This is a genomic window from Agromyces sp. Root81 (assembly GCF_001429165.1).
Lineage (GTDB): Bacteria > Actinomycetota > Actinomycetes > Actinomycetales > Microbacteriaceae > Agromyces.
In genome coordinates, this window is the sequence record NZ_LMIR01000003.1 from 397,599 (window position 1) to 422,247 (window position 24,649).

Consider the following 24,649-nt stretch of genomic DNA (forward strand, 5'->3'; position numbering starts at 1 on the left):
GAATAGGCGATCGGGCGGCGGAGGGTGACCCACCGCCGCCCGACCAGATTAGGCGGTCACGCGCTCATCCTCACGGGATCACGCGGTCCTGCCAGACCTGCGGGTAGCCCGGCAGGTCTTCGCCGCCGAACTTCGCGTAGTGCCCGTCGGGCATGCCGTCGTTCGCCTCGAGGTACTGGTCGACCTCTTCTGCGGTGATCGGCGACTGCGGCAGCACCCACTCCTTCGGGATCTCCTCGCCCGCGAAGATCTTCTGCGCAGCGAGCAGCGGCGTGCGCCACTGGAAGTTGGAGTACACCGGTGCCAGACCCGTGAGCCCCGTCTCCTTCCACTTGCGCAGGAAGCTCATCTCGTCCTCGCCCGTCATGACGGGGTAGTCGACGCCGGCGTCCTCGAATGCCTCGATGGCGGCGACGGCGCCGTCACCGGCGTCCATCCACACGCCGTCGACGTCGCCCTTGGCGAGCTCGTCGGAGATGATCTTCTTGATCTCGGCGGGGTCGGCTCCCGTGAAGTAGTCGACCGCCTCGATGTCGTTCTCCGAGAAGAGCTTCTCGGCCGCCGCCCAGCGCTGCTCGAGCACGTCGACGCCCGGGAGGATCCGGAGCGCGACGACCTTCGAACCCGGTTCGAGCTCCTCGATCAGGAACTCGGCGGTGTCGATGCCCCACGCGAATCCGCCGATGGGGTGGATGAACGTGACGGGGCAGTCGGTCTGCACGCCGCGGTCGAAGACCACGACGGGCTTGCCCGTGTCGCACGCACGCTCGACGGCCGGGGTCATGGCCGCCGTGGAGTTCGGCGAGATGATGAAGATGTCGCAGTTGCCCTCGTTGATGAAGTAGTCGATGTCGGCGATCTGCGTGTCATCCGAGTCCTGCGCGTCGCGGGTCTCCATCTCGGAGATGACCCCCGCTTCCTGCAGCACCTGCAGCTGCTGGTTCATGGTGATCCAGCCCGTCTGGCGCCACGGGTTGGAGATCGAGGCGTTCGCGAAGCATGCCTTCTTCGCGCCGGTTCCCGCGTACGCCGACGTGTCGGTCATCTCGGCGTTGATGTACTGCAGCCACGGCTGCCCCTCTGGCCCTTCGGGCACGACGGACCGTTCGGCGTACTGCTTGTCGTAGAGCTCCTGGTCGAACCACTCGACCGCTTCCTCCGTGGTTCCGGCGTCATCAGACGGCGCGGCCACGTTGGGATCGGTGGTACATCCGGCCAGCGCGATCAGCGCGAGAGCGCCGACCATGGCGGATGCCACTGCATACCTGCGTCGCATCACGAACCTCCCTTGGTTTCGTTGTCAGCCCTCTGCGTCGAGGGAATGGGTGCAGGGCGAGCGGATGCCGCGGCATCCTGCTCCTCCGCCGGTGCCGGCGAAGTCTGGGGCGCGGGCTCCGGTGACGGAGTCGGCGGGATCGTGGGCGCCTCGAGGGCGCGGCCCTTGCGACGGGCGCGAACGGTGGTCGCGGCGTACGCGACGGCGATGATGATGATCGCGCCCTGCACCGCGTCGCGATAGGTCGAGGGCACCCCGGCGAAGTTCAGCAGCGTGAAGAGCGCCTCGAGCGCGAAGGCGCCGGCCGCCGCTGCGACGACCCAGCCGCGACCGCCGCCGAGCACCACGCCGCCGAGCACGACCGCGGTGATCGCGGTGAACTCGTAGCCGCGGCCGACGCTCGGGTGCACCCCGGCGTAACCGACGAGCAGCACGCCCGCGACGGTCGCCGAGAGCGAGGAGATGATGAAGGTCGACGTCTTCACCCACCAGTTGCGGGTGCCCGAGTACCTGGCGGTCGTCGGATTGTCGCCGAGGGCGATGATGGTGCGGCCGAACGGACGGCGCGCGAACCAGATCGCGACGAGGAGCACCACCGCCAGCACCACGACCGACCAGGGCAGGATCTCGATGACGGGCAGGCCCCTGATGCCGCCGCGGCCGATCTCGCGGAAGCCGTCGGCCGGGTTGCCGGTGGCCGCGCCGCCGGTCCAGTAGAGGGTCGCGCCGAGCAGGGCGAGCATCATGCCGAGGGTCGCGATGAAGCTCGGCACCTTGAGCAGCGTGACGATGAGGCCGTTGATGAGGCCGATGAACGCCCCGAACACGAGCATGAAGGCGAGCACGGGCAGCGACTTCGCCTCGTCCTGCCCGATGAGGTTGCCGGCGATCACGACCTGGGCGGTGACGACCGAACCCATCGAGAGGTCGAACTCGCCGCCGACGATCACGAAGTACTGGCCGATCGCGACGATCGCGACGGGCGCCACGCGCTGCACGAAGCGGATGAACTGCGACGGCTCCGCGAACGACGGATTCAGCAGGGCGATCGCGACGAGCAGCACGATCAGCAGCAGGAACACCGCACCCCGGGGGCTGACGAGCATGCGGCCGAAGCCCGCGAGGCGCTGGCCGGCGGTGGGCTGCCCGGTGGTCGCGGCGCTCATGCCGATGCCTCCTTCTCGTGCGCGACGGCCGGCGGGGCCGCGTCTTGATCACCCGGCCGCTCGGGTTCGGCGGCCCCTGATCCGAATCGCGGGCGCCGCCGGTCGAGCGAACGGCTCGTGTACACGGCGACGGCCGCGACGATGACGATGCCGCGCACGACGTCCTTCAGGAACGGGTTGACCTGCATGACGCTCATCACGTTGTCGACCACGGCGAAGATCGCGACGCCGCCGATGGTGCCCCAGATCGAGCCGCGGCCGCCCATGAGCAGGGTGCCGCCGAGCACGACCGCGGCGATCGAGAGCAGGTCGTACCCGCCCTGGGTGCCGACGGTCGGGCTGCCGACGCCGAGCCGACTCGCGAGCAGCAGGCCGGCGAACGCGGCCGTGATCGAGCACAGCATGTGCGCGACGATGACCGGTCGAGCGGTGCGGATGCCCGAGAGCCGCGCGACCTGCTCGTCGCCGCCGACGGCGAACATGTGGTTGCCGGTTCTGGTGCGGGCGAGGAAGAACGCCCCGGCGAGTGCGACCGCGAGCATGATGAGCGTCGACACGGGCACCGGACCGATGCCGGTCGCGCCGATGAGCTGGAACTCCCACGGCACCTCGCCGCTCGTGCCCTTGTAGTTCGTGTCGAGGTAGCCCTTGATGATGAGCCCCGTGCCGAGGGTCGCGATGAAGCCGTTGACCTTGAGCTTCGTCACGATGAGGCCGTTGGCGAGGCCGATGAGGGCGGCGACCACGAGCACGGCGAGCACCGCGACCGGGATGTTCGCCGGATCGCCGGCCATCATGTCGGCGGCGATGAGGCTCGACAGGCTCACGACGTAGGGCACGGAGAGGTCGAGCGAGGCGCAGAGGATCACGAGCGTCTGGCCGATCGCGACGAAGCCGAGCACGCTCATGCCGGTGAGGATGTCGCGGATGTTGCCGGCGCTGAAGAAGTTGCGGCCGACGCTCGCGACGAGGATCGCGCCGATGATGATCACGCCCACGAGGGCGATGCCCACGATGAGGCTCGCGTCGAGGCGACGACGGCGGCCCCGGCGAGCGGATGTCGCGGTCGCGGCGCTCATCGGCCGGGCTCCTGTTCAGCGTCATCCGCCGCGGCGCTGCCACTGGCCGGACTGCTCGCATCGTCAGCGTCATCCGCCGTGCCGACGACCTTCGCGCCGCCGACCTTGAGGGTGCCGGTGGCGGCCGAGAGGATCGTGGCCTCGTCGCTGCGCGCGGGCAGTTCGGCCGAGGCCCGGCCGTCGTGCATGACCACGATGCGGTCGGACATGCCGATGACCTCGGGCAGTTCCGAGGAGATCATGAGGATGGCGACCCCTTCCTTCGCGAGCCGTCGCATGAGCGTGTAGACGGCGACCTTCGCGCCGACGTCGATGCCACGGGTCGGCTCGTCGAGCAGCACGACGCGCGGCTTCGTGGCGAGCCACTTCGCGAGCACGACCTTCTGCTGGTTGCCGCCCGAGAGGTACTGCACCTCCTGGTCGACGCCGCGCGAGGAGACCTCGAGCGAGGAGAGCACGCCCGGCAGCTCGCGTCGGGCCGCCGTCGTGCGCCGCGCGAAGACCGAGCGGATGACGAGCAGCGCGTTGTCGCCGACCGACTGGTTCAGCGCGAGGCCCTGGGCCTTGCGGTCCTCGGTGATGAGGGCGACGCCCGCCTTCACGGCCTGCCGCGCCGAGGTCATCCGCACCGGGCGGCCGTCGAGCCGCAGCTCGCCGCGCGTGAACTGGTCGATGCCGAAGAGCGCTTCGACGAGCTCGGTGCGGCCGGAGCCCTGCAGGCCCGCGACGCCCACGATCTCGCCCGCCCGGAGTTCGAGGTCGATGTCGTCGACGTAGGCGTTGCCCGCGCCGCGCAGTTCGAGCCGCGGCTCCCCCACAGCCGTGCCCTCCTCGGCCGCGGGGAAGTAGGCGGAGATCGGTCGGCCGACCATGCGGCGCACGAGCTCGTCGGTGTCGAGTTCGGCGGCCGGGCCGCTCGAGACGAGCGCGCCGTCCTTCAGCACGGTGATCGTGTCGCAGAGGTCGAAGATCTCCTTCAGCCGGTGCGAGACGTAGAGGATGGCGACACCCCGTTCGGAGAGCCGGCGCACGATCGTGTAGAGCAGTTCGACCTCGTGGTCGGCGAGCGCGGCCGTCGGCTCGTCCATCTGGATCACCCGGGCGTCGACCGAGAGCGCCTTGACGATCTCGACGATCTGCTGCTCGGCGACGGTGAGCGTGCGCACCGGGGCATCCGCTTCGATCGAGTCGATGCCGAGGTCGGCGAGCAGTGCCCGGGTCTCCGCGAGCATCGCCTTCCGGTCGACGAGGCCGTGACGCCGCGGCTCGCGGCCGAGGAAGACGTTCTGCGCGACGGTGCGCTCCGGCAGGAGATTGAACTCCTGGAAGACGGTGGCGAGCCCCGCGCGTGCGGCCTCGACCGGGTGGCTGAACGCCACCTCGTCGCCGCCGAGGGCGACGCTGCCGGCGTCGCGCTCGTAGACGCCCGCGAGGATCTTCATGAACGTCGACTTGCCGGCGCCGTTCTCGCCGACGAGGCCGTGCACTTCGCCCGGGTGGAGCGTGAGCCCGACCCCACGCAGCACGGTGACGCCGAAGAACGACTTCTCGAGGCCCGTGGCCACGAGCACGGGCTCGCCGTCGAGCACGGCGCTGCGGCCGGCCCCGGCCTGCGGCTGCTCCGCGGTCATGCCGCCACCTCCACCCAGTTGCCGCTCGCCGCCGAGGCGAGCACCGCCTCGGTCACACGCACGGCGCGCAGCCCGTCGTCGAATCGGGGCAGCCCCTCGGGTGCCTGCCCGCCGATCGCGGCGTACGCGTCGGCGACGAACGCGTTGAAGGCGTCCTGATAGCCCATCGGATGCCCCGCGGGCACGAGCGACAGCCGCGCCGCGTCCCCGGCGAGCCGCGCTGGGTCGCGTTCGATGATGCTCGACGCGTCGGTGCGCCCGAGCCACAGGGTGTCGGGGCGCTCCTGCTCGAAGCGCACGCTCGCGTCGGTGCCCGAGAGCTCGATCGAGAGGGCGTTCTTGCGACCCGGCGCGACCTGCGACACGAGCAGCGTGCCGACGGCGCCGGAGGCGAGCTCGACGACGACCGCGACGAGGTCTTCGGTCGCGATGTCGTCGTGCATGGCCCTGGCCTCGTAGACGGTGCGGGTCGAGGCGCTCAGCCGCTCGATGCGCTCGCCCGAGACGAACTCGAGCAGGTCGACGAGATGCGAGCCGATGTCGGCGAACGCCCGCGAGGGGCCGCCGAGTGCGGCGTCGACCCGCCAGTCGTCGTCGTGGGGCGCGGCCAGCCAGTCCTGCAGGTAGGCGCCCTGCACGCTGAGGAGACGACCCGTCTCACCGCGGGCGACTCGGGCCCGCGCCTCGCGGGCCATCGGGTGGAAGCGATAGACGAAGGGCACGGCGGCCACGAGTCCGCGCTCCTCGGCGAGCGCGGTCAGCTCCGCGGCATCCGTCGCCGAGGTCGCGAGCGGCTTCTCGCAGATCACGTGCTTGCCGGCCTCGAGGGCGGCCCGGGCGATCGCCGCGTGCGTCGCGTTCGGCGTGCAGACGTGCACGACGTCGATGTCGGGATCGGCGAGCAGTTCGTCGACCGAGTCGAAGGCCGAATCGAGGCCGAGTCGTTCGGCGGCGTCGCGAGCACGATCGGCAGAGGAGGACGCACCGCCGATGAGCTCGGCCCGGGCGGCGCGAGCGGCCCGGGAGTGCACGGCGGCCATGAAACCGCCGCCGACGAAGCCGGCACGCATCGTGCGGGCTGGGGCGGTGACATCCGTTGTCATGGTCGCCATGCTGACACACTCCCCGCACCTTTTGCTAGCCCCCCGTCAAAAGTTGCCGGAGTCGTTACACCTTCGAGATTTCCCGAGACGACAAGCTGGTGTGCTTTACTCAGTGCATGGTCGACATCAGCCGGGGCTCGGCACTCGGGACCTCGGGGGCGAGTGAACTCTTCCAGCTGCTCCGCGACGGAGCGCCGCGCACGCGCGCCTCGCTCGCGGCCAGCACGGGCCTCGCCCGCTCGACCATCGCGGCGCGCGTCGACGAGCTCATGGGGCTCGGGCTCGTCTCCCCCGTGGCCGACGCCGCATCGACCGGCGGTCGGCCGCCATCGCAGTTCGCTCTGAACCCGGGCGCGCGCATCGTGCTCGCCGCCGACCTCGGCGCCTCGCACGCCACGATCGCCGTCACCGATCTCGCAGGAACCGTGCTCGCCGAGCACGGCGAGCCCATCGACATCGCGCAGGGGCCGGAGGCCGTGCTCGGCTGGATGGTCGACGCAGGGCTCGCACTCATCGACGGACTCGGCCGCGACCGGCACGAGCTCGCCGCCATCGGCGTCGGCGTGCCGGGCCCCGTCGAGCACTCCACCGGGCGACCGGTCAATCCGCCGATCATGCCCGGCTGGGACCGCTTCGACGTGCCGGGCTGGGTGCAGCAGCACCTCGAGGTGCCCGTGCTCGTCGACAACGACGTGAACATCATGGCCCTCGGCGAGCGCGCACTCGCCTGGCCGCAGGTCGAGCACCTCATGTTCGTGAAGGTCGCGACGGGCATCGGCTCCGGCATCATCTCGGGCGGCCTCCTGCAGCGCGGGGCGCAGGGCATCGCCGGCGACATCGGTCACGTGCGCGTCGCGCGCGGCAGCGACGTGCCCTGCCACTGCGGCAACCGCGGATGCCTCGAGGCCCTCGCCTCCGGCCCCGCCATCGCCAGGGCGCTCCGCGAACAGGGCATCGAGGCGAACTCGGGCAACGACGTCGTCGAGCTCGTCAAGCGCGGCGACATCGACGCGATCCAGGCCGTGCGACAGGCGGGCCGCGACATCGGCGAGGTGCTGACCGCCTGCGTGAGCCTCGTGAACCCCTCGGTCGTCGCGATCGGCGGTTCGATGGCGCGGGCCGGCGAGCACCTCATCGCCGGCGTGCGCGAGGTCGTCTACACGCGCTCGATGCCCCTTGCGACCGAACACCTCGTCATCGTGGCGTCGGCCGCCGCCGAGAACGCGGCCGTGCTCGGGGCGAGCATGCTCGCGATCCACCATGCGCTCTCGCCCGAGGGCATCGACGCCCTCGCGGCACGCTGAACCGAGCACGAGCACACGCGCGCGAGGTCGGCTCGCTGACAGGCGGGAGCGGTACGCTCGACAGGTGCCAGACACCCCCTTCGCCCTCTTCGATCTCGAGGGCGAGACGACGGCGGTCGCGGTCGACGAGCGCCCGCGGCATCCGTGTCATTCGCGTGTCGTGGCCGATTCGAGCGACCGGGTCGCGTGGCTCCGGGCCCGCTCGCGCGGCATCACTGCGACGGATGCCGCCAAGCTCGCCTCCTTCGCATCGGTGCGCTCCGCGGCGTGGGAGAAACGCAACGGCAGTTCGTTCGGCGGCAGCCGCTTCACCGACCACGGCAAGGAGCGCGAGCCCGTCATCGCCGAGTGGGTGCGACGCACGCACGACATCGAGCCGTCGAGCCTGCTCTTCCACGCCGAGTTCGAGCGCCGTCACCTCGCGACGCCCGACGGACTGCGGGTGACGCCCACCGGCGCGCTCGAACTCTGCGAGATCAAGACCACGTCGCGCGCCTGGCGCGGCATCCCCCGCAGCTACCTCCGCCAGGTCTGGTGGCAGCAGTACGTGCTCGGCGCCGATCGCACCCTCGTCGTCTGGGAACAGCACGACGACTTCGTTCCCATTCGCGACGAGCCGGAGTACCGTTGGGTCGATCGTGACGATGATCAGATCGCGATCCTCGTGCGACTGGCCGACGAACTCATCGCAGAGCTCGGCGGGCGGCGCACGTGAGACGCGCGATCGTTCGCCCGTCGCTCCACCGCGCATGGACCTTGCGTTCCCCACTGCCGGGAGGTTCCCCCCGATGACGACCGTTCTTCTGCACGGCCTCGGCGCCGATCGACGCCAACCGCTCGAACTGTTCACCCCCGCCGTGCACGCCGCGGTCGGCCCCGACGAACTCATCGTCGCGCCCGACATCCGTGCTCACGGCGGGTTCCTCACCGTCGGCGAGCCCGACGACTTCCGTCTCGACCGGCTCGCCGCGGAGGTCGCGGCGTCGGTGCGCGAGGCGATCGACGATGCCGGCCAGCCGTCGCCCGAGGCATCGGCCCCGCTCACGGTCATCGGCATCTCGCTCGGCGCGGCACTCGCCCTCCGACTGGCGCTCGACGAGCTGCTGCCGATCGAACGCGCGGTGTTCGTGCGCCCCTCGTTCAGCGACCTGTCGCTGCCCGAGAACCTGCGGCCCTTCCCGGTGATCGGCCAGATCCTCGCCGATGCCGGCCCTGCAGGCATCGACGAGTTCCGCGAGCGGGCGGTCTTCCAGCATGTCGCCGCGGTGTCGCCGGCCGGCGCGCGCGGGCTGCTGGCCCAGTTCACGGCGCCGGATGCCGCGCGGCGGGCGATGCGCCTCGTCGAGATCCCGCGCAACCGCGCGTTCCGCGACGACTCGGAGCTCGCGGGGCTCGAACCCCGCGGCATCCGCTCGCTCGTCATCGGGGCGCCGCGAGACCCCGTGCACCCCTACGCGCTCGCCGAACGCTGGGCGGCCGGCCTCGGCGCGCCGCTCGTCGAGCTGCCGGCCCGTGACGATGGACTCCAGGCGCAGACGGCCCTGGTACGCGAGGGCATCGCCCGCTGGTTGCAGCACACCCGCGCCTGAGGCGGCACGACCGCGCGAGTCCGCGAGGTCAGCGAGCGACCGGCGACGCCTCCGCCATCGCAGCCTGCTCCTCGGGCGCGGAACGGTAGGGCCACGCCGCCCGGCTGATGCCGAGGATGCCGCTTCCGACGAGCAGGATGAACGCGGCGATCGCGATGACGTAGACCGTGACGCCGTCGTAGCCGACGCCCGGCTCGATGGCGGGGTTCAGGAACGGGTACGGGTACCAGCCGACGATCGCGCCGCGGATCATCGTGTAGACCACCCAGACGATCGGGACGATCGCGATCGTCCAGATGCGCTTCCACGCGATCGGCCGGCGCCCCGGAGCGAGCACCCAGTCGAGTACGACATAGAGCGGGGCCCAGACGTGCAGGATCTCGTTCGACCACGGCACGGTGGCCGCCTGATCAAGCGCGAGGTCGCGCAGCAGCAGGTTGAAGACGACGAACGTCGTCGCCATGTAGGTCACGATCGAGGCCCGGGCGAGGTTGTACCAGCCGGGGTCGCTCGAGCCGCGGAACGCGTACCAGGCGCCGATCAAGAGCACGATCGCCGACAGGGCGTTGGAGAGGATCGTGAAGAAGCTCAGGAAGTTGATGACGAAGAACACCGGATCCGGCACCATCGAGAGGCTCTTGGCGAACTGGCCGACGATCGCGACGATGATGCCCGCCGCCGCCGCGACCCTGATGATGCCCCAGACGGTGCGCATTCGCTCTCCCCTGCTCGGTGGTGCCCCCGGTCACCCGGCGGTCGGTGCGATCATAGCGAGGACGGATACGGTGCGATGAGCAATCTCGAGAGGGTGTGTCGATGCGGGCATTGGTGATCGATCGGACGGGCGGACCCGAGGAGCTCCACATCGCCGAGGTGCCCGACCCGATCCGCATCAGCGACGAGGTGGTCGTGCGGGTCGTCGCGGCGGGCGTGAACCCGATCGACGCGAAGACCAGGTCGGGACGCGGGGTCTCCCGCGCCATCTCCGCCTACCCGGCGGTGCTCGGCGGCGACTTCGCCGGCGTCGTGGAGTCGGTGCCCTACGCGGCGCATCCGCTGCAGCCCGGCGACCGGGTGTACGGCATGGGGCGAGTGCCGCGCGTCGGCGGCAGCTACGCCGAACTCATCTCGGTCGGCTCGATGAGCGTGACCCGCATGCCGTCCACCCTCTCGTTCGCCGAGGCCGCGGCAGTGCCGATCGCGGCGCTCACCGCATGGGGCGCGGTCGTCGACACGGCCCGGGTGCACGACGGGCAACGGGTGCTCGTCCACGCTGGCGCCGGCGGAGTGGGTCACTTCGCGGTGCAGTTCGCCGCGTACTTCGGCGCGGTCGTCACGGCCACGGCCTCTGCCCGCAACGCCGACTTCCTGCGCGAGCTCGGCGCACGCCACGTCATCGACTACGCGGCGGAGCGATTCGACGAGATCGTGAGCGACCAGGACGTGGTCATCGACCTGATCGGCAACGTCACGGATGCCACGGGCTCACGCTCGCTCGACGTGCTGCGGCCGGCCGGGCTGATCGTGACGGTGCCCACCGGCTCCTGGCCGACCATGGCCGAGGAGGCTGCGGCCCGGGGCATCCGTGCCACCGGCTACTCGGTCGCGCCCGATGCCCGCACCCTCTCGGTGATCACGCGCCTCATCGACGACGGCGCCGTGCGCGTGCACGTCGACCGCGAGTTCCCGCTCGAGGACGGTGCGGAGGCGCATCGACTGCTCGAGGCCGGGCACGTCCGCGGCAAGGTCGTGCTGCGGGTCATCCCCGACCCGGCCTGAGCCGGGCGGGGCGAGCGGAGCGCGCTCGCGCTCGGCTCGGGCCGCTCAGCCCGCGCGTGCGTCGAGCAGGGCGCTGCCGAGCTCGCTCCTGAGGTAGAGCACGCTGTGCCCGTACCGCGTCGAGACGAGCAGCCCGGCGTCGCGGAGCGCACGCAGGTGCTGGTTCACGGCCGACGGGGTGACGCCGAAGCGCACACCGAGCTCGGTCGACGAGGCGGGGTCGCCGAGGGCGGAGAGCAGGCTCGCCCGTGTCTCGCCGAGGATCGCGGCGATGGCGGCGGGGTTGGCGACGCGCTCGTTCTCCCAGAGCGCGCCCTGACCGCGCGCCGGATACATGATCATCGGCGGCCCGTCGCCGATCGGCGCGGAGCCACGGCGCGTGAACATCGTCGGCACGAGTGTGAGGCCGAGACCGTCGATCGGCTGCACGCGGTCCGCCGGGTCCTTCAGCCGTACCGACACGACGCCGCCCTCGTAGTCGACCGTCGAGGAGATGTCGTTCAGCATCGTCGAGAGACCGCTCTGCGCGATCTGGCGACCCCGGTGCACGACGTCGGCCTCGAGCACCGCCCGCATGCGCGGCCAGTACGGTGCGAACGAGGCATCCCAGAGCTCCCGCAGGGCCCGCACGATGCGCCGGATGGCGACGCGCGGCGAGCCCTCGAACACCGGCGGCACGTACCCGTGCACCGCGACGAGGTCGCCGATGAACGTCTCGGACGGAGTCGCCAGCAGTTGCTCGAACTCGTCGTCGAGCCGCGTGAGCGGCGACTCGGGGCGCGGGTTCAGGAAGTCGGGCGTCCACAGGCGGTCGTCGATGAGCCAGCGCAGCGCCTCGGCATCGAGGTCGGCGCGTGCCGCCTCGGTGCGACGCAGCCACGGCAGCTGCAGGGGGAAGCGCGACGGGTCGCCGATGGCGCGCAACGACAGGCCGAGTTCGCAGAGCGGCGAGATGCCGAAGCGCACGGCGGCGACGTCGCCCTCGTTGAGCACGTATCGCAACATGTAGCGAAACGCTACATCAATTTCTCGCGCCCGGCGGGTCTGCCAGAACTGTACGAGTGAGCCCTACCTCCCCCACGACCCCCGACACCGGAACGGTGCCGACCATCGGCCCCGAGACCCCCGGCACGGCCTCGCTCATCACCCGCATCGCGGCATCCGTCTCGGATCCGGTGCTGCGCATCCTCGTCGGCGCGACCCTGATCTCGCGCGTCGGCCGCGGCATCTTCCTGACCGTGACGGTGCTCTACTTCACCTTCATCGTCGGCCTCGCGCCGCACGAGGTCGCGATCGTGCTCGCCGCGGCGAGCGCGGCCGGCGTGATCGCCTCGCTCGGCGGCGGCTGGCTCGCCGACCGGTACAGCGCCAAGCGCCTCCTCATCGTCTTCACCGCCATCGAGGGCGTCGCGCTCATCGCCTACGTCTTCGCCGGCGACTTCATCACGGCGCTCGTGATCGCCGTCGTCTGCGGCCTCTTCGAGCAGGGTGCGAACTCGACGCGCTCGGCGATCATCGCGCGCGCCTTCACCGGCGAGAGCCGGGTGCACGCCCGCGCCGTGCTCCGCACCGTCACGAACCTCGCCATCGCCGTCGGCTCGGGACTCGGCGCGCTCGCCCTCGCGATCGGCACCGCCGAGGCGTACCGTTTCCTCATCGCCGGCGCGGGCGTGCTCTACCTGCTGGGGCTCATCCAGCTCGTTCGCCTGCCGTCGCGGGTCGACGCCCCCGCTCGCCAGCCCGTCGCGCCCGTGACGACCGCGACCGGCTCGTTCGACGCGAGCGCCAGCGCCGAGGCCGCCGCCGCCGAGCGCCGCGCGTGGCGACGGCACTCGCCCTGGCGGGACCCGCGCTACCTCGTGCTGACCGCACTCAGCGCGATCTTCGGCATGCAGTTCGGCGTCGCGGAGCTCGGCGTGCCGCTCTGGATCGCCCGCGAGACCACGGCCCCCGAGGCCGTCGTCGCAGCACTCCTCATCCTCAACACGATCATCGTCGTGATCTTCCAGGTGCCGCTGTCGCGGGGCACGCACGACCTGCGCGTCGCCGCCCGCGTCTCGGGCATCGCAGCGTGGCTCATGGCTGCGGCGTGCCTCGTCTACGCCTCCGCAGCGGGGCTCCCGATCGGCTTCGCGATCACCGTGCTCGTCTTCGCCGCGATCATCCACGCCTTCGCCGAGGTGCTCTCGCAGGCGGGCGGCTGGGGCCTCAGCTTCGAGCTGGCCGACCCCGTGCAGGCCGGCAGCTACCAGGGCGTGTTCGGCATGGGCTACACGGTCGGCGCCCTCGCGGCGCCCCTCCTCGTCAACGCCACGGCGATCTCGCACGGGTTCTCTGGGTGGGTCGTGCTCGCGGTGATCTTCCTGACCTCGGGCCTCGGCACCTGGTGGCTCGCCCGGCGCGCGGCGCGAGCCGCCGACGCAGCAGTCGGCACCGCGGCATCCGCTGCGTCGTAGCGACGCGCCGACGCGCCGACCGCGTCATGCCGCCGACTGCGCGGCGAGCTACTGCGCGACGAGCGGATGCTCCATCACCCAGTCGTCCTCGACCCGGCCGCCCACCACGAAGTGCTTGTCGCCGACCTTCGCGAACCCGTGCCGCTCGTAGAACGCGATCGCCCGGGCGTTCTCCTCGTTCACGCCGAGCCATGCGGTGGCCGCCCCCGACGCCCGGGCCGCCTCGAGCGAGGCGCGCATGAGCGCCGCACCGGTGCCCGTGCCGTGCGAGCCGGCGAGCACGTAGACCTTGCTGAACTCGATCGCCGGTCGGGCCGTGACCGCGCGAGCGGCGTCGGGGTCGCCGGGTTCGCCCGCGACGAGCATCGTGTAGCCGAGGAGGCGCGGCGCGTCGGCCGCACCGGCCGCACCGGCGTCGTCGGCCTGCGGAGGCTCGGCGACGAGCAGGATGCGCTCGGGGTCGGCGAGGTAGCCCACGAATTGCTCCACGCCGAAGTTGCGGGCGATGAAGTCGGCGATCGCCTCGGCGGTCGTGTGCGGCGGGCAGGCCAGCGGGAACGTCTCGGCGGCGAGCGACGCGAGCGCGGCGGCATCCGTCATCGCGGCAGGTCGGATGCGGACGGCGGTGTCGGTCGGCTGGGTCACGAGCACCGATTCTGGCAGACGCGCCGGGCACGACGAAGGGGCCGCCACGACCGCGGCACCTCCGGGATCGCCGGATGCGGTCGGGACGGCCCCTTCAGGCCTGGTCTCAGAGGAAGTTCTCCCTCAGAGGAAGCGCGCGTAGGCGCCGACGGTGAGGAAGGTCGGGAACTCGGGCTCGAGCGCCACGCTGCGGAACACCGAGATCGCGTCGTCGAACCGGTCGCCCTCGAAGCGCGGCAGGGCGGCGACGGCCTCGGCCATGAGGCGCACGATCGAAGTCTGGTCGATGCGCGTGCCCTCGGCCGTGACCGTGTTCTCGTTCAGCCACTGCCAGATCTGCGAACGCGAGATCTCGGCCGTCGCTGCGTCCTCCATGAGGTTGTCGATCGCCGCAGCACCTGTACCGCGCAGCCACGACTCGATGTAGCGGATCGCGATCGAGACGTTGTCGCGCACACCGCCCTCGGTGACCTCGCCGCCGATCGACGGGATGTCGAGCAGCTCGGCCGCCGTCACGTGCACGTCGTCGCGGAGGCGGTCGACCTGGTTCGGCCGGTCGCCGAGCACCGCGTCGAACTCGGCGCGGGCCGTTGCGATCAGGTCGGGGTGCGCGACCCACGTGCCGTCGAAGCCGTCGCCGGCCTCGCGGCGCTTGTCGGCCGAGACCGCGGCGAGCGCGCGCTCGGTGACCTCGGGGTCGCGCCGGTTCGGGATGAACGCGCTCATGCCGCCGATGGCATGCGCCCCGCGCTTGTGGCAGGTCGACACCAGCAGCTCGGTGTAGGCGCGCATGAACGGCACCGTCATCGTGATCGCCTTGCGGTCGGGCATGACCCAGCGACGACCGCGCGAACGGAACGTCTTCACGATCGAGAAGATGTAGTCCCAGCGCCCGGCGTTCAGGCCCGCGCAGTGGTCGCGGAGCTCGTAGAGGATCTCGTCCATCTGGAACGCGGCCTGGATCGTCTCGATGAGCACCGTCGCGCGCACCGTGCCCTGTGGGATGCCGAGCCGGTTCTGCGCGTAGACGAAGATGTCGTTCCAGAGCTTCGCCTCGCGGTGAGACTCGAGCTTCGGCAGGTAGAAGTACGGCCCGCGGCCGGCGGCGATGAGCGCCTGCGCGTTGTGGAAGAAGTACAGCCCGAAGTCGACGAGCGAACCCGAGGCGTGCATCGCGCGCCCCGCCCGGTCGTGGAACTTCAAGTGCTTCTCGACGAGGTGCCAGCCACGCGGGCGCATCACGATCGTCGGCGTCTCCTCGGCCGTGACGCGGTACTGCTTGCCCTCAGGACTCGTGTACTCGAGACGGTCGCGCAGCGCGTCGAAGAGGCTCAGCTGGCCCTCGATGACGTTCGCCCAGGTGGGGCTCGTGGCGTCCTCCTGGTCGGCGAGCCAGACCTTCGCGCCCGAGTTCAGCGCGTTGATCGCCATCTTGCGATCGGTCGGGCCGGTGATCTCCACGCGGCGGTCCTCGAGGCCGGGGCCGGGCCCGGCGACGCGCCAGTCGGCGTTGTTCCTGATCGACTCGGTCTCCGGCAGGAACTTCGGGTCGCGGCCGTTCGCCGCGTCGACGCGGGTCTGCAGCCGCACGGCGAGCAGCTCGTGCCGGGTGCCGGCGAAGCGGTCGTGCAGCTCCGCCAGGAAGGCGAGGGCGTCGGGCGTCAGGATCTCGTCGTACCGCTCGCCGAGCGGCGCGGTGATCTCGATGCGCGGTTCGACGGTCTGGAAGCTGCCGGCGGCGCGCTTCGGTTCGGGGAGGCGAGCGGATGCGGCATCCGTTCGCTCTCGTTCGAGCGTCATGCTGGGTGTGGTGTTCATGGTCGTTGCTCCTCTGAGTTCGTGTGCCCGTGAGCGGGTCAGTGGTTGAACTGTTCTTCCTCGGTCGATCCGACGAGGGCGAGGGTTGCGCTGTTGGGGTTCAGCGCGGTGGCGATCTGGTCGAAGTAGCCGGTGCCCACCTCGCGCTGGTGGCGCGTGGCGGTGTATCCGGATGCCTCCGAGGCGAATTCCGCCTCCTGGAGTTCGACGTAGGCCGACATGTGGCGCTCGCTGTAGTCCTTCGCGAGCGTGAACATGCCGTGGTTGAGCGAGTGGAAGCCCGCGAGGGTGATGAACTGGAATGCGTAGCCCATCGACGCGAGCTCGCGCTGGAACTTCGCGATCTGGTCGTCGTCGAGGTGGCGCTTCCAGTTGAACGAGGGCGAGCAGTTGTAGCTCAGGCGCTTGCCCGGGAACTTCGCGTGCACGGCCTCGGCGAAGCGACGCGCGAGGTCGAGGTCGGGCTCGGCCGACTCGACCCAGAGCAGGTCGGCGTACTCCGCGTAGGCGAGGCCGCGGGCGATGACCGGCTCGATGCCGTTCTGCACCTCGTAGAAGCCCTCGGCCGTGCGCTCGCCCGTGACGAACTGCTTGTCGCGCTCGTCGTGGTCGCTCGTGAGCAGCGTCGCGGCGAGGGCGTCGGTGCGGGCGATGATGATCGACGGCACGCCGGCGACATCCGATGCCAGGCGTGCCGCGTTGATCGTGCGGATGTGCTGCGACGTGGGCACGAGCACCTTGCCGCCCATGTGGCCGCACTTCTTCTCACTCGCGAGCTGGTCCTCCCAGTGCACGCCGGCCGCACCGGCCTCGATCATCTGGTGCATGAGCTCGTAGGCGTTCAGCGGGCCGCCGAATCCGGCCTCGGCGTCGGCGACGATGGGGGCCATCCAGTCGCGGTCGTCGTTGCCCTGCTCGATCTGGCCGGCGCGGAGCAGCGCGTTGTTGATGCGGCGCACGACGGCCGGCACGGAGTTCGCGGGGTAGAGCGACTGGTCGGGGTAGGTCTGGCCCGAGAGGTTCGCGTCGGCCGCGACCTGCCAGCCGCTGAGGTAGATCGCCTTCAGGCCGGCGCGCACCTGCTGCACGGCCTGGTTGCCGGTGAGGGCACCGAGCGCGGCCGACCACTGCGGGTCCTCCTGCGGGGCGAACGCCGTACCCGTGTTCTGCTGGATGTCCTGCCAGAGCTTCTCGGCGCCGCGCTTGGCGAGCGTGCGCTCCTCGCGGACCGGGCCGCGGAGCGCGATGACGTCTTCGGCGGTGTAGTCGCGGCTCACGTCGCTCCACCGCGGGTTCGCGTCCCACTCGAGCTGCAGCTCGGCTGCGGTCTGGGTCTGGTCGCCGGGGCGGTTCGTGCTCATGGTGGTGCTCCTTCGGTGCAGCGGGCGGATGCTTCGTGGTGCTCCGTTCGGCGTCTGCTTCGGCGCCGTCGGGGTGGCTGTGCATCCACTCTGCGCTCGCTCGGAGGGGCCGACCCGACGATTCGGGGGGTGAACTTTCGGCGTTCTTCTGCGCGCCAGAAGTTCCCGCTCTCGCGCGCACTCCTGCACCCGCCCGACACCCACACCCACACCCACACCCACACCCAGCGCCGAGATGACACTTCTCGTCGGCTCAACATGGGTGCGATCGACAAGACGTGTCACCTCGACGCGACGAGGGTGCCGGTCCACCCCCGTTCCGCGAGGGCGCGAGCGGTGCGAGCGATGAGCTCGGCTCGGGGCGTCCCCTTGGTTATTCGGGAGACATGTCATCTCGACGCGCGCGTCGAGTGGGTGGTGGGGTGGCTGAAGTGGATGGGTGAGGGGTGCTGGGGCGCGTCAGCGCGGGAAGCGCACCACGGCGCGCAGGCCGCCGCCCGCCCGCGGCGCCAGGTCGAGTTCGGCGTCGTGCCGGGCGACGATCGCGGCCACGATCGAGAGTCCGAGCCCGCGTCCCCGGTCGGATGCGTCGCGCGTGCGCCCGCCGCCCCGAGCGAAGGGGGCCGTCAGGGTCGCGACGGTCGCTGCGTCGAGTTCCGCCCCGCTGTTCTCGACCGCGAGGGTCGGCACGGGGCCCGAGGCATCCGTCGTCACCGTCACGAACCCGCCGGGCTCGTTGTGGCGGATCGCGTTCTGCGCGAGGTTGACGACGAGCTGGCGCAGGAGCACCTCGTCACCCTCGACGAGGGACGCCCCGGCCCCGGCCCCGGCCGACAGCGTCAGCCGCACCCCCGCTTCGTCCGCCTCGGCGCGCGCCTCGTCGACGACGGATGTCGCCACGGCGGCGAGGTCCACCGGCCCGACGGCGCCGGACTCCGTCGACTCGAGCTCGGAGAGGTCGAGCAGCGCCTCGACGGTCGCGATGCTCCGCTCGTTCATCTCCCGCAGACGCTCGAGCAGCTGCGCGTCGCCCGCGGCCCGTGAGCTCAGCGCCACGTCGAGCATCGTGCGGGTCGTCGCGAGTGGCGTGCGCAACTCGTGCGACGCGTTCGCGGCGAACCGGCGATCCGCGTTCGCCGAGCGCTCGAGCGCATCGAGCATTCCGTCGAAGGTGTCCGCGAGGTCGGTGATCTCGTCGCGCGGCCCGGTGAGCGCGATGCGGTGGTCGAGGTGGCCGCGCGAGGCGCGATGCGCGGCGACGTTCACCTCCTGCAACGGCCTGAGCATGCGGCCGGCGACGAACCAGCCGGCCCAGGCGCCGCCCGCCGCGAGGAGCGCGAGGGCCCCCACCGACACCCAGAGCAGCAGTTGCAGGATGTCGGCGCGCGAGCTCACCACGACGGCCGCCTCGGTCGTCGACAGGGAGAGGATTCCCGGGTCGTAGGCGACCGCACCCGGGTCGGCGTACGGCTCGGCCGGGGCGGGGGTCGCCGGCAGCTCGGTTGCGGTGGTGGACTCCGCCGGCGTGGCCACGGTCGCATCCTCGAGCGTGGAGGCCGGCGCAGCAGTCGCCGCGAACTCGTAGCTCGGCACCAGACCGACGACGAAGGCGACGATCACGAGCAGCACGGCGCCCGCTGTCGTCAGCAGCAGCGCGTAGGTCAGCGCCAGCCGCGCCCGCACGGTCAGGCGGTAGGTGCGGGGCACGGATGCCGCGCGCTCAGCCATGGGCCGAATCGATCGCGTAGCCGGCGCCGGGGTCGGTGCGGATCATCCACGGCTCGCCGAGCTTTCGGCGCAGCGTCGAGATCGTCACCTTCACCGAGTTCGTGAAAGGGTTCGCGTTCTCGTCCCACGCCTTCTCGAGCAGCGTCTCCGCACTGACCACTCCGCCGCCGGCGCGCATGAGCACCTCGAGCACCGAGAACTCCTTGCGCGAGAGTCGCACGAACCGGCCGTCGCGGAAGACCTCGCGCCGGAACGGGTCGAGCACGACGCCCGCGGCCTCGAGGCGCGGCGGCAGCGCGGTGAACCGGCGGCGGCCGAGCGCCCGCACCCGCGCCACGAGCTCGGGGAACTCGAACGGCTTCGCCAGGTAGTCGTCGGCGCCGAGTTCGAAGCCGCCGACCTTGTCGCCGAGTCGGCGGGCGGCCGTCAGCATGAGGATCGCCGGGCGTTCCTCGCGGGCGACGAGGGTGCGGCACACGTCGTCGCCGTGCATGCCCGGCAGGTCGCGGTCGAGCAGCACCACGTCATAGTCGTTGACGTCGATGCTGAAGAGGGCGGCTTCGCCGTCGGCGGCGACATCCGCTGCGATCGCCTCGAGCGCGAGCCCGGCGCGCACGGCCTCGGCGAGGTACGGCTCGTCCTCCACGATCAACACGCGCACGTGCCATTCCCTTCGATCTGCGGCATCCGGAGACTCCAGTACACCCCGTCGGGCGTAAGGAGAACGTCAATGCCGACCTTTACTCCACTACAACCGCTCTGAGTGTGTGCTGAGTCCTGCGCCAGTCTCGGCGCGATCGAAAGGACTCCCCCATGACCACACGTTCCTCCCGCGGAGCCCGCGCAGGGCTCGCGTTCACCGGCCTCGCCCTGCTCCTCGCACTCAGCGCGTGCGCCCCGAACGCATCGGATTCCGCCGACCTCAAGTCGGGCGACTCGGATGCCGCCTACGAGGAGTGGTCGGCCGACTTCGCCTCCTGCATGAAGGACGAGGGCATCGACATCCAGATGGCCACGTCCGCCGACGGCAGCAGCACCTCGAGCGATTCGACCGAGGCCGTCGACCCCGACGAGGTCGACCTCGACGCGATGGCGGCGGCCGAGCGCACCTGCTTCGACAAGGTCGGCGATCCGCCGCCGATCCCCGGCATGCCCGACGCCGACGAGCTGAACGAGGCCTCGCTGCGCTTCTCAGCGTGCCTGCGCGAACGCGGCTACGACTTCGACGACCCCAAGATCTCGTCCGACGGCTCGGTCGGCATGACCGAGGCGATGTCGGCCGACGAGATCGACCCCGCCGACGCCGAGGCGTGCAACAAGGAGGCCGACTTCCCGACGGTGGGCGAGGAGTGACCGGCGACCAGCAGGCGACGGATGCCCCGGCCGCCCCGCAGCCCGGCCGGCGTCGCCGCGCCCCGTGGCTCATCGCGGGCGCCTGCATCGCGGTGCTCGGCATCGCCGGCACCATGCTCGCAGTGACCTGGTCGGCCTCGTCGTCGGATGACGGCGACGCGGCGAACGCCGACGCCGATGTCGCGACGACCCCCGTCACCCGCGGCGACCTGACCGAACGCGTCCGCCTCAGCGGCCGTCTCGGCTACGGCGCTTCGCAGGAGCTCGGCACGAGCCTCGGCGGCACGATCACCTGGCTGCCCGACGCGGGCGCCGTGCTCGACCGCGGTGCCACACTGTTCCGCGTCGACGACGACCCCGTCGTGCTCCTGCTCGGGGCGCTGCCGATGTGGCGCCAGTTCGCCGAGGGCATGGACGACGGCCCCGACGTGCTGCAGCTCGAGCAGAACCTCGCCGCGCTCGGCTTCTTCGAGCGCGAACCCGACCAGGAGTTCGCCGGCTCGACCGCTGCGGCGATCGAGCGCTGGCAGAAGTCGCTCGGCCTCGAGCGGACCGGCACGATCGAGCAGGGGCGTGTCGTGTTCGCGCCCGCAGGGGTGCGCGTCGCGGAGCGCAAGGCGCAGATCGGCGCGGGCGCAGGGGCATCCGTCATCGCGGTCTCCGACACGGTGAAACGCGTGAGCGCCTTCATCGCCCCGAACCTCGAGGCGATCGCCCCGGTCGGCACGCCGGTGCAGCTCACGCTGCCGGGCGGCGCGACCGTGCAGGGCACGGTGAGCGCGGTCGGCGCGCCCGTCGAGCAGGCCGATGACAAGGGCGAGAAGAAGCTCAAGCTGCCCCTCACGATCACGCTCGACGACCCGGCCGCCGCCGACGGACTCGACGATGTCGGCGTCAACGGCGTCCTCACGGCGGTCCGACGCGAGGACGCCCTCCTCGTGCCGGTCACCGCGCTGCTCGCCCGCACCGGCGGCGGATTCGCCGTCGAGGTCGTGGAGAAGGGCACCGTGAAGACGGTGTCGATCGAGCTCGGCCTGTTCGCCGACGGCCTCGTCGAAGTCACCGGCGGCAAGCTCGAGGCCGGCGACGAGGTCGTGGTGCCGGAGTGAGCGCGCCATTGATCCGGATGCGCTCGGTGACGCGCACCTACGGCTCGCCGCCCACGGTCGCGCTCTCGCACGCCGACCTCGACATCGAGCGCGGCGAGATGGTCGCGATCGTCGGTCCGAGCGGCTCGGGCAAGTCGACGCTGCTGAACCTCATGGGCACCCTCGACCGGCCGAGCTCGGGCGAGATCCACATCGACGGGTACGACACCGGTGCGATGGACGACGCCGAGCTCTCGGGGCTCCGCGCGCACACCATCGGGTTCGTGTTCCAGCAGTACCACCTCGCCGAGGGGGTGAGCGCGCTCGACAACGTCGCCACCGGACTCCTCTACGCCGGGGTGCCGAAGGCTGAGCGACGTGCGCGTGCCGCCGTCGCGCTCGAGCGCGTGGGTCTCGCCGCGCGCTCCCACCACCGCCCGAACGAGCTGTCGGGCGGCGAGCGCCAGCGCGTCGCGATCGCGCGGGCCGTCGTCGGCGAACCGGCGCTGCTCCTCGCCGACGAGCCGACGGGTGCGCTCGACACCCGCTCGGGCGAGGCGATCGTCTCGATCCTCGCCGAGCTCAACGCGGCGGGAACGACCGTCGTCGTGATCACCCACGACCCGCAGGTGGCCGAGCGGATGCCCCGGCGCGTCGGCATCCGCGACGGGGTGCTGTCGGCCGACAGCGGCGCTCGGACGGGCGTCCGCGCAGGCGTCCCTGCCGGCGTCCCTGCGGGAGCCCGCTCGTGAACGGCCTTCGCTCCCGCCTCCGCACCGCGGATCTCCTCGGGCTCGGCCTGCACGGCCTCCGTGCGAGACCGATGCGCGCGGTGCTCTCGGCGCTCGGCATCGCGATCGGCATCGCCGCGATGATCGCCGTCGTCGGCATCTCGACATCGAGCGAGGCGCTCGTCAAGCAGCGGCTCGCCGCACTCGGCACGAACCTCCTCACCGCCACGGCCGGGTCGGACTTCTTCGGCCAGGACGCCGAGCTGCCCGCCGATGCGATCGATCGCGTCCGGCGCATCGACGGCGTCGAGCAGGCGAGCTGGAGTGCCACGCTCGCCGACGTGCACGTCTACCGCAACGCCCTCATCGATCCGGGTGCCACGGGCGGTCTCACGGTGGTCGCCGCCGACCTCGATCTGCTGAATGCGACGGGCACCGAGCTCGACTCGGGCGTGTGGCTCAACGGCGCCACCCAGCAGTTCCCGGTCGTCGTGCTCGGCGCCACGACCGCGGAGCGGCTCGGCATCGTCACCATCGGCAGCGCCGTCGAGATCGGCGGGAAGCAGTTCACGGTCGCCGGAATCCTCGAGCGGTCGCCGCTCGCTCCCGAGCTCGACTCCGTCGCGATGGTCGGCGGGCCGATCGCCGCCGAGCTCTTCGGATTCGGCGGTTCGCCGACGGTGATCTACGAGCGCTCGGCCGATGACCTCGTCGAGCAGGTGCGCGACCTGCTGCCCGCCACGATCAACCCCGAGTCGCCGACGCAGGTGAAGATCAGCCGGCCATCCGACGCGCTCGCGGCGAAGAACACGATCGACCAGGCGTTCACGGGCCTCCTCGTCGGCGTGGGGTCCATCGCCCTCCTCGTCGGCGGCATCGGTGTCGCGAACACGATGGTGATCTCGGTGCTCGAACGCCGTCAGGAGATCGGCCTGCGCCGCTCGCTCGGCGCGACGCGCGGGCACATCCGCTCGCAGTTCCTCGTCGAGGCGATCCTGCTCGCCCTCTGCGGCGGCATCGCGGGCACGGCCATCGGCTGGGTGATCACGGCGATCGTCGCGGGGGCGAACGGATGGCTCGTCACCGTGCCGCCCGCAGTGCTCGCCGCCGGCGTGCTGGCGACGGTCGTGGTCGGCGCGGTGGCCGGTGCGCTCCCGGCTGCGCGCGCCGCGCGCACCTCGCCGACGGCCGCGCTGAACGCCTGACGCGGCGACCCGAAACTCCAGACGGACTGTCGGGCGGGCGCCGCCCGCCCGATGGTTTGTCCCGTTCGCCGTGGCTCGCATTGCGCGCACCGGGTCGCCCGGATTGAATGGGCCTCCTGCGCGATGGCGTGCGGGTGAACTGGAGGTGCTGGCAAGTGACCACGGCAACGACGACCGAGGCGGAGGCGACCACCACCGCATCGCCCGGCGCAGAGGCTCCCGGAACGGTCGTCATCGACGCCGTCACCAAGCGGTACGGCGATTCGACCGCCGTCGACCGGCTCTCGCTCACCATCGAGGCCGGCGAATTCATCTCGCTGCTCGGGCCCTCGGGCTGCGGCAAGACCACGACCCTCCGCATGATCGCGGGCTTCGAGGAGCCCGACGCCGGAGACATCCGCGTCTCGGGCCGTTCGCTGCTCGGCGTAGCGCCCTACCGGCGCGACGTCAACACGGTGTTCCAGGCCTACGCCCTCTTCCCGCACATGTCGGTGGCCGAGAACGTCGCCTACGGGCTGCAGCAGAAGCGCACCCCGAAGTCCGAGATCCGCGAGCGGGTCGTCGACGCCCTCGACCTCGCCCAGATGCGCGGCTTCGCCGACCGCAAGCCCACCCAGCTCTCCGGCGGCCAGCAGCAGCGCGTCGCGCTCGCCCGCGCCCTTGTGAACCGCCCCTCCGTGCTGCTCCTCGACGAGCCGCTCGGCGCCCTCGACCGGCAGCTGCGCGAAGAGATGCAGCTCGAGCTGAAGCTCCTGCAGTCGCGCCTCGGCATCACCTTCGTCTTCGTCACGCACGACCAGGGCGAGGCGCTCTCGATGAGCGATCGCATCGCGATCATGCGCAGCGGCCGCATCGAGCAGCTCGCCGACGCCGACACGGTCTACGCCCGGCCTGCCTCGGCCTACGTCGCGGCCTTCGTGGGGCAGCAGAACTTCTTCCGGGGCACGGTCGTCGAGGGTGGCGCCGTCGACTCGGCACATTCCCTCGTGTACAACATGTCCGCCGAGCTGCCTGTGGGCAGCACGGGCCTCGCAGCCGTGCGGCCCGAGTTCGTCAGCATCGACGCTGATGTCGCAGCCGGGGCATCCGATGCATCGAACACAGCACGGGGCACGCTGATCGGCGTCTCCCACCTCGGCGAGACCATGCAGTACCTCGTGCAGCTCGGCGACGACCAGAGCCTCATCGCACGCCGCCCCTCACCGGAGGCTCCGCAACTGGCCATCGGCGATGCGGTCGTGTGCTCGTGGCGCGCCGAGAGCGTGCTCCTCTTCCCAGCCGACGATGCGGCGAGCGCGAGCGGCTACGTCGCTCCGCCGACCGTCTGAACGCCCGAG

22 protein-coding genes are annotated in these 24,649 nt (G+C 71.3%); 10 read left to right on the forward strand and 12 right to left on the reverse strand.

Features of this window, described 5'->3' with window-relative positions; genetic code table 11:
* Positions 1–70: 70 nt before the first annotated feature.
* The 5 genes from ASE14_RS16450 to ASE14_RS16470 are packed head-to-tail and all read right to left on the reverse strand — an operon-like array spanning position 71 to position 6,264.
* Entirely contained in the window at positions 71–1,276 is a 1,206-nt protein-coding gene (locus tag ASE14_RS16450; RefSeq protein ID WP_056657457.1) for a substrate-binding domain-containing protein, read from the reverse strand.
* Positions 1,276–2,442, reverse strand: a complete 1,167-nt coding sequence (locus tag ASE14_RS16455) for an ABC transporter permease (protein ID WP_082600978.1) — start codon at positions 2,440–2,442, stop codon at positions 1,276–1,278. Before ASE14_RS16455 ends, ASE14_RS16450 begins: the two co-directional genes overlap by 1 nt.
* A complete protein-coding gene (locus ASE14_RS16460) occupies positions 2,439–3,521 on the reverse strand; it encodes an ABC transporter permease (RefSeq protein WP_056657460.1) in 1,083 nt (360 codons plus the stop codon). The genes ASE14_RS16455 and ASE14_RS16460 overlap by 4 nt, the downstream gene beginning before the upstream one ends.
* Positions 3,518–5,152, reverse strand: coding sequence for a sugar ABC transporter ATP-binding protein (locus ASE14_RS16465; protein ID WP_082600979.1), 1,635 nt, complete (start codon positions 5,150–5,152; stop codon positions 3,518–3,520). The genes ASE14_RS16460 and ASE14_RS16465 overlap by 4 nt, the downstream gene beginning before the upstream one ends.
* Positions 5,149–6,264 carry a Gfo/Idh/MocA family protein gene (locus ASE14_RS16470; protein WP_235511447.1) on the reverse strand — a complete coding sequence of 372 codons (1,116 nt, stop codon included), beginning with the start codon at positions 6,262–6,264 and terminating at the stop codon, positions 5,149–5,151. Before ASE14_RS16470 ends, ASE14_RS16465 begins: the two co-directional genes overlap by 4 nt.
* Before the next feature lie 107 nt (positions 6,265–6,371).
* On the opposite strand from ASE14_RS16470, the gene ASE14_RS16475 reads away from it, so the two are divergent.
* The 3 genes from ASE14_RS16475 to ASE14_RS16485 all read left to right on the forward strand — a co-directional run bounded on the left by ASE14_RS16475 (position 6,372) and on the right by ASE14_RS16485 (position 9,148).
* Positions 6,372–7,559, forward strand: coding sequence for an ROK family transcriptional regulator (locus ASE14_RS16475; RefSeq protein ID WP_157373057.1), 1,188 nt, complete (start codon positions 6,372–6,374; stop codon positions 7,557–7,559).
* A gap of 160 nt (positions 7,560–7,719) precedes the next feature.
* Entirely contained in the window at positions 7,720–8,274 is a 555-nt protein-coding gene (locus ASE14_RS16480) for a YqaJ viral recombinase family protein (RefSeq protein ID WP_056657794.1), read from the forward strand.
* Positions 8,275–8,347: 73 nt separating this feature from the next.
* The gene (locus ASE14_RS16485; RefSeq protein ID WP_056657463.1) at positions 8,348–9,148 is read left to right on the forward strand and encodes an alpha/beta fold hydrolase; all 801 of its coding nucleotides are present in this window, start codon (positions 8,348–8,350) and stop codon (positions 9,146–9,148) included.
* A gap of 28 nt (positions 9,149–9,176) precedes the next feature.
* On the opposite strand, the gene ASE14_RS16490 is transcribed toward ASE14_RS16485, so the two are convergent.
* Positions 9,177–9,863: a Pr6Pr family membrane protein gene (locus ASE14_RS16490; protein WP_056657466.1), complete on the reverse strand. Its 687-nt coding sequence runs from the start codon at positions 9,861–9,863 to the stop codon at positions 9,177–9,179.
* A gap of 101 nt (positions 9,864–9,964) precedes the next feature.
* Here ASE14_RS16490 and ASE14_RS16495 point away from each other — a divergent pair, with 101 nt between their 5' ends.
* Complete coding sequence (locus ASE14_RS16495; RefSeq protein ID WP_056657799.1) at positions 9,965–10,927, forward strand: NADP-dependent oxidoreductase; 963 nt, start codon at positions 9,965–9,967, stop codon at positions 10,925–10,927.
* A 45-nt stretch (positions 10,928–10,972) separates the two neighbouring features.
* Here the strand turns inward: ASE14_RS16495 and ASE14_RS16500 are convergent, their stop codons facing one another.
* Positions 10,973–11,932, reverse strand: a complete 960-nt coding sequence (locus tag ASE14_RS16500; RefSeq protein ID WP_056657469.1) for a DUF5937 family protein — start codon at positions 11,930–11,932, stop codon at positions 10,973–10,975.
* Positions 11,933–11,988: 56 nt separating this feature from the next.
* Between ASE14_RS16500 and ASE14_RS16505 the strand changes: the two genes are divergently transcribed.
* Positions 11,989–13,383 (forward strand): MFS transporter, encoded by a 1,395-nt coding sequence (locus ASE14_RS16505; protein ID WP_235511448.1) that lies wholly within the window; start codon positions 11,989–11,991, stop codon positions 13,381–13,383.
* A 48-nt stretch (positions 13,384–13,431) separates the two neighbouring features.
* Here the strand turns inward: ASE14_RS16505 and ASE14_RS16510 are convergent, their stop codons facing one another.
* The 5 genes from ASE14_RS16510 to ASE14_RS16530 form a co-directional block, all read right to left on the reverse strand.
* Entirely contained in the window at positions 13,432–14,028 is a 597-nt protein-coding gene (locus tag ASE14_RS16510; RefSeq protein ID WP_235511449.1) for an N-acetyltransferase, read from the reverse strand.
* 123 nt (positions 14,029–14,151) lie between these two features.
* A complete protein-coding gene (aceB, locus tag ASE14_RS16515) occupies positions 14,152–15,846 on the reverse strand; it encodes a malate synthase A (protein ID WP_235511450.1) in 1,695 nt (564 codons plus the stop codon).
* 38 nt (positions 15,847–15,884) lie between these two features.
* The gene (gene aceA, locus ASE14_RS16520; protein ID WP_056657473.1) at positions 15,885–17,207 is read right to left on the reverse strand and encodes an isocitrate lyase; all 1,323 of its coding nucleotides are present in this window, start codon (positions 17,205–17,207) and stop codon (positions 15,885–15,887) included.
* Between the two features lie 459 nt (positions 17,208–17,666).
* Complete coding sequence (locus ASE14_RS16525; protein ID WP_056657476.1) at positions 17,667–18,935, reverse strand: HAMP domain-containing sensor histidine kinase; 1,269 nt, start codon at positions 18,933–18,935, stop codon at positions 17,667–17,669.
* A complete protein-coding gene (locus ASE14_RS16530; RefSeq protein WP_056657478.1) occupies positions 18,928–19,596 on the reverse strand; it encodes a response regulator transcription factor in 669 nt (222 codons plus the stop codon). Before ASE14_RS16530 ends, ASE14_RS16525 begins: the two co-directional genes overlap by 8 nt.
* Positions 19,597–19,748: 152 nt before the next feature.
* Here ASE14_RS16530 and ASE14_RS16535 point away from each other — a divergent pair, with 152 nt between their 5' ends.
* The 5 genes from ASE14_RS16535 (at position 19,749) to ASE14_RS16555 (ending at position 24,640) form a co-directional block, all read left to right on the forward strand.
* Positions 19,749–20,288 (forward strand): hypothetical protein, encoded by a 540-nt coding sequence (locus tag ASE14_RS16535; protein ID WP_056657480.1) that lies wholly within the window; start codon positions 19,749–19,751, stop codon positions 20,286–20,288.
* Entirely contained in the window at positions 20,285–21,397 is a 1,113-nt protein-coding gene (locus ASE14_RS16540) for an efflux RND transporter periplasmic adaptor subunit (RefSeq protein ID WP_056657483.1), read from the forward strand. Before ASE14_RS16535 ends, ASE14_RS16540 begins: the two co-directional genes overlap by 4 nt.
* A 17-nt stretch (positions 21,398–21,414) precedes the next feature.
* Positions 21,415–22,128 carry an ABC transporter ATP-binding protein gene (locus ASE14_RS16545; protein ID WP_056657486.1) on the forward strand — a complete coding sequence of 238 codons (714 nt, stop codon included), beginning with the start codon at positions 21,415–21,417 and terminating at the stop codon, positions 22,126–22,128.
* The gene (locus ASE14_RS16550; RefSeq protein ID WP_056657489.1) at positions 22,125–23,312 is read left to right on the forward strand and encodes an ABC transporter permease; all 1,188 of its coding nucleotides are present in this window, start codon (positions 22,125–22,127) and stop codon (positions 23,310–23,312) included. Before ASE14_RS16545 ends, ASE14_RS16550 begins: the two co-directional genes overlap by 4 nt.
* Positions 23,313–23,467: 155 nt before the next feature.
* Positions 23,468–24,640 carry an ABC transporter ATP-binding protein gene (locus ASE14_RS16555; protein ID WP_056657493.1) on the forward strand — a complete coding sequence of 391 codons (1,173 nt, stop codon included), beginning with the start codon at positions 23,468–23,470 and terminating at the stop codon, positions 24,638–24,640.
* The last annotated feature ends 9 nt before the right edge of the window (positions 24,641–24,649 follow it).

Excerpts from the sequence above, each read along its gene's own strand:
- ASE14_RS16450 (WP_056657457.1), bottom strand. The coding sequence starts at position 1,276 with ATGCGACGCAGGTATGCAGTGGCATCCGCCATGGTCGGCGCTCTCGCG.
- ASE14_RS16455 (WP_082600978.1), bottom strand. The coding sequence starts at position 2,442 with ATGAGCGCCGCGACCACCGGGCAGCCCACCGCCGGCCAGCGCCTCGCG.
- ASE14_RS16460 (WP_056657460.1), bottom strand. The coding sequence starts at position 3,521 with ATGAGCGCCGCGACCGCGACATCCGCTCGCCGGGGCCGCCGTCGTCGC.
- ASE14_RS16465 (WP_082600979.1), bottom strand. The coding sequence starts at position 5,152 with ATGACCGCGGAGCAGCCGCAGGCCGGGGCCGGCCGCAGCGCCGTGCTC.
- ASE14_RS16470 (WP_235511447.1), bottom strand. The coding sequence starts at position 6,264 with ATGGCGACCATGACAACGGATGTCACCGCCCCAGCCCGCACGATGCGT.
- ASE14_RS16475 (WP_157373057.1), top strand. The coding sequence starts at position 6,372 with ATGGTCGACATCAGCCGGGGCTCGGCACTCGGGACCTCGGGGGCGAGT.
- ASE14_RS16485 (WP_056657463.1), top strand. The coding sequence starts at position 8,348 with ATGACGACCGTTCTTCTGCACGGCCTCGGCGCCGATCGACGCCAACCG.
- ASE14_RS16490 (WP_056657466.1), bottom strand. The coding sequence starts at position 9,863 with ATGCGCACCGTCTGGGGCATCATCAGGGTCGCGGCGGCGGCGGGCATC.
- ASE14_RS16495 (WP_056657799.1), top strand. The coding sequence starts at position 9,965 with ATGCGGGCATTGGTGATCGATCGGACGGGCGGACCCGAGGAGCTCCAC.
- ASE14_RS16500 (WP_056657469.1), bottom strand. The coding sequence starts at position 11,932 with ATGTTGCGATACGTGCTCAACGAGGGCGACGTCGCCGCCGTGCGCTTC.
- aceB (WP_235511450.1), bottom strand. The coding sequence starts at position 15,846 with ATGAACACCACACCCAGCATGACGCTCGAACGAGAGCGAACGGATGCC.
- aceA (WP_056657473.1), bottom strand. The coding sequence starts at position 17,207 with ATGAGCACGAACCGCCCCGGCGACCAGACCCAGACCGCAGCCGAGCTG.
- ASE14_RS16525 (WP_056657476.1), bottom strand. The coding sequence starts at position 18,935 with ATGGCTGAGCGCGCGGCATCCGTGCCCCGCACCTACCGCCTGACCGTG.
- ASE14_RS16535 (WP_056657480.1), top strand. The coding sequence starts at position 19,749 with ATGACCACACGTTCCTCCCGCGGAGCCCGCGCAGGGCTCGCGTTCACC.
- ASE14_RS16545 (WP_056657486.1), top strand. The coding sequence starts at position 21,415 with ATGCGCTCGGTGACGCGCACCTACGGCTCGCCGCCCACGGTCGCGCTC.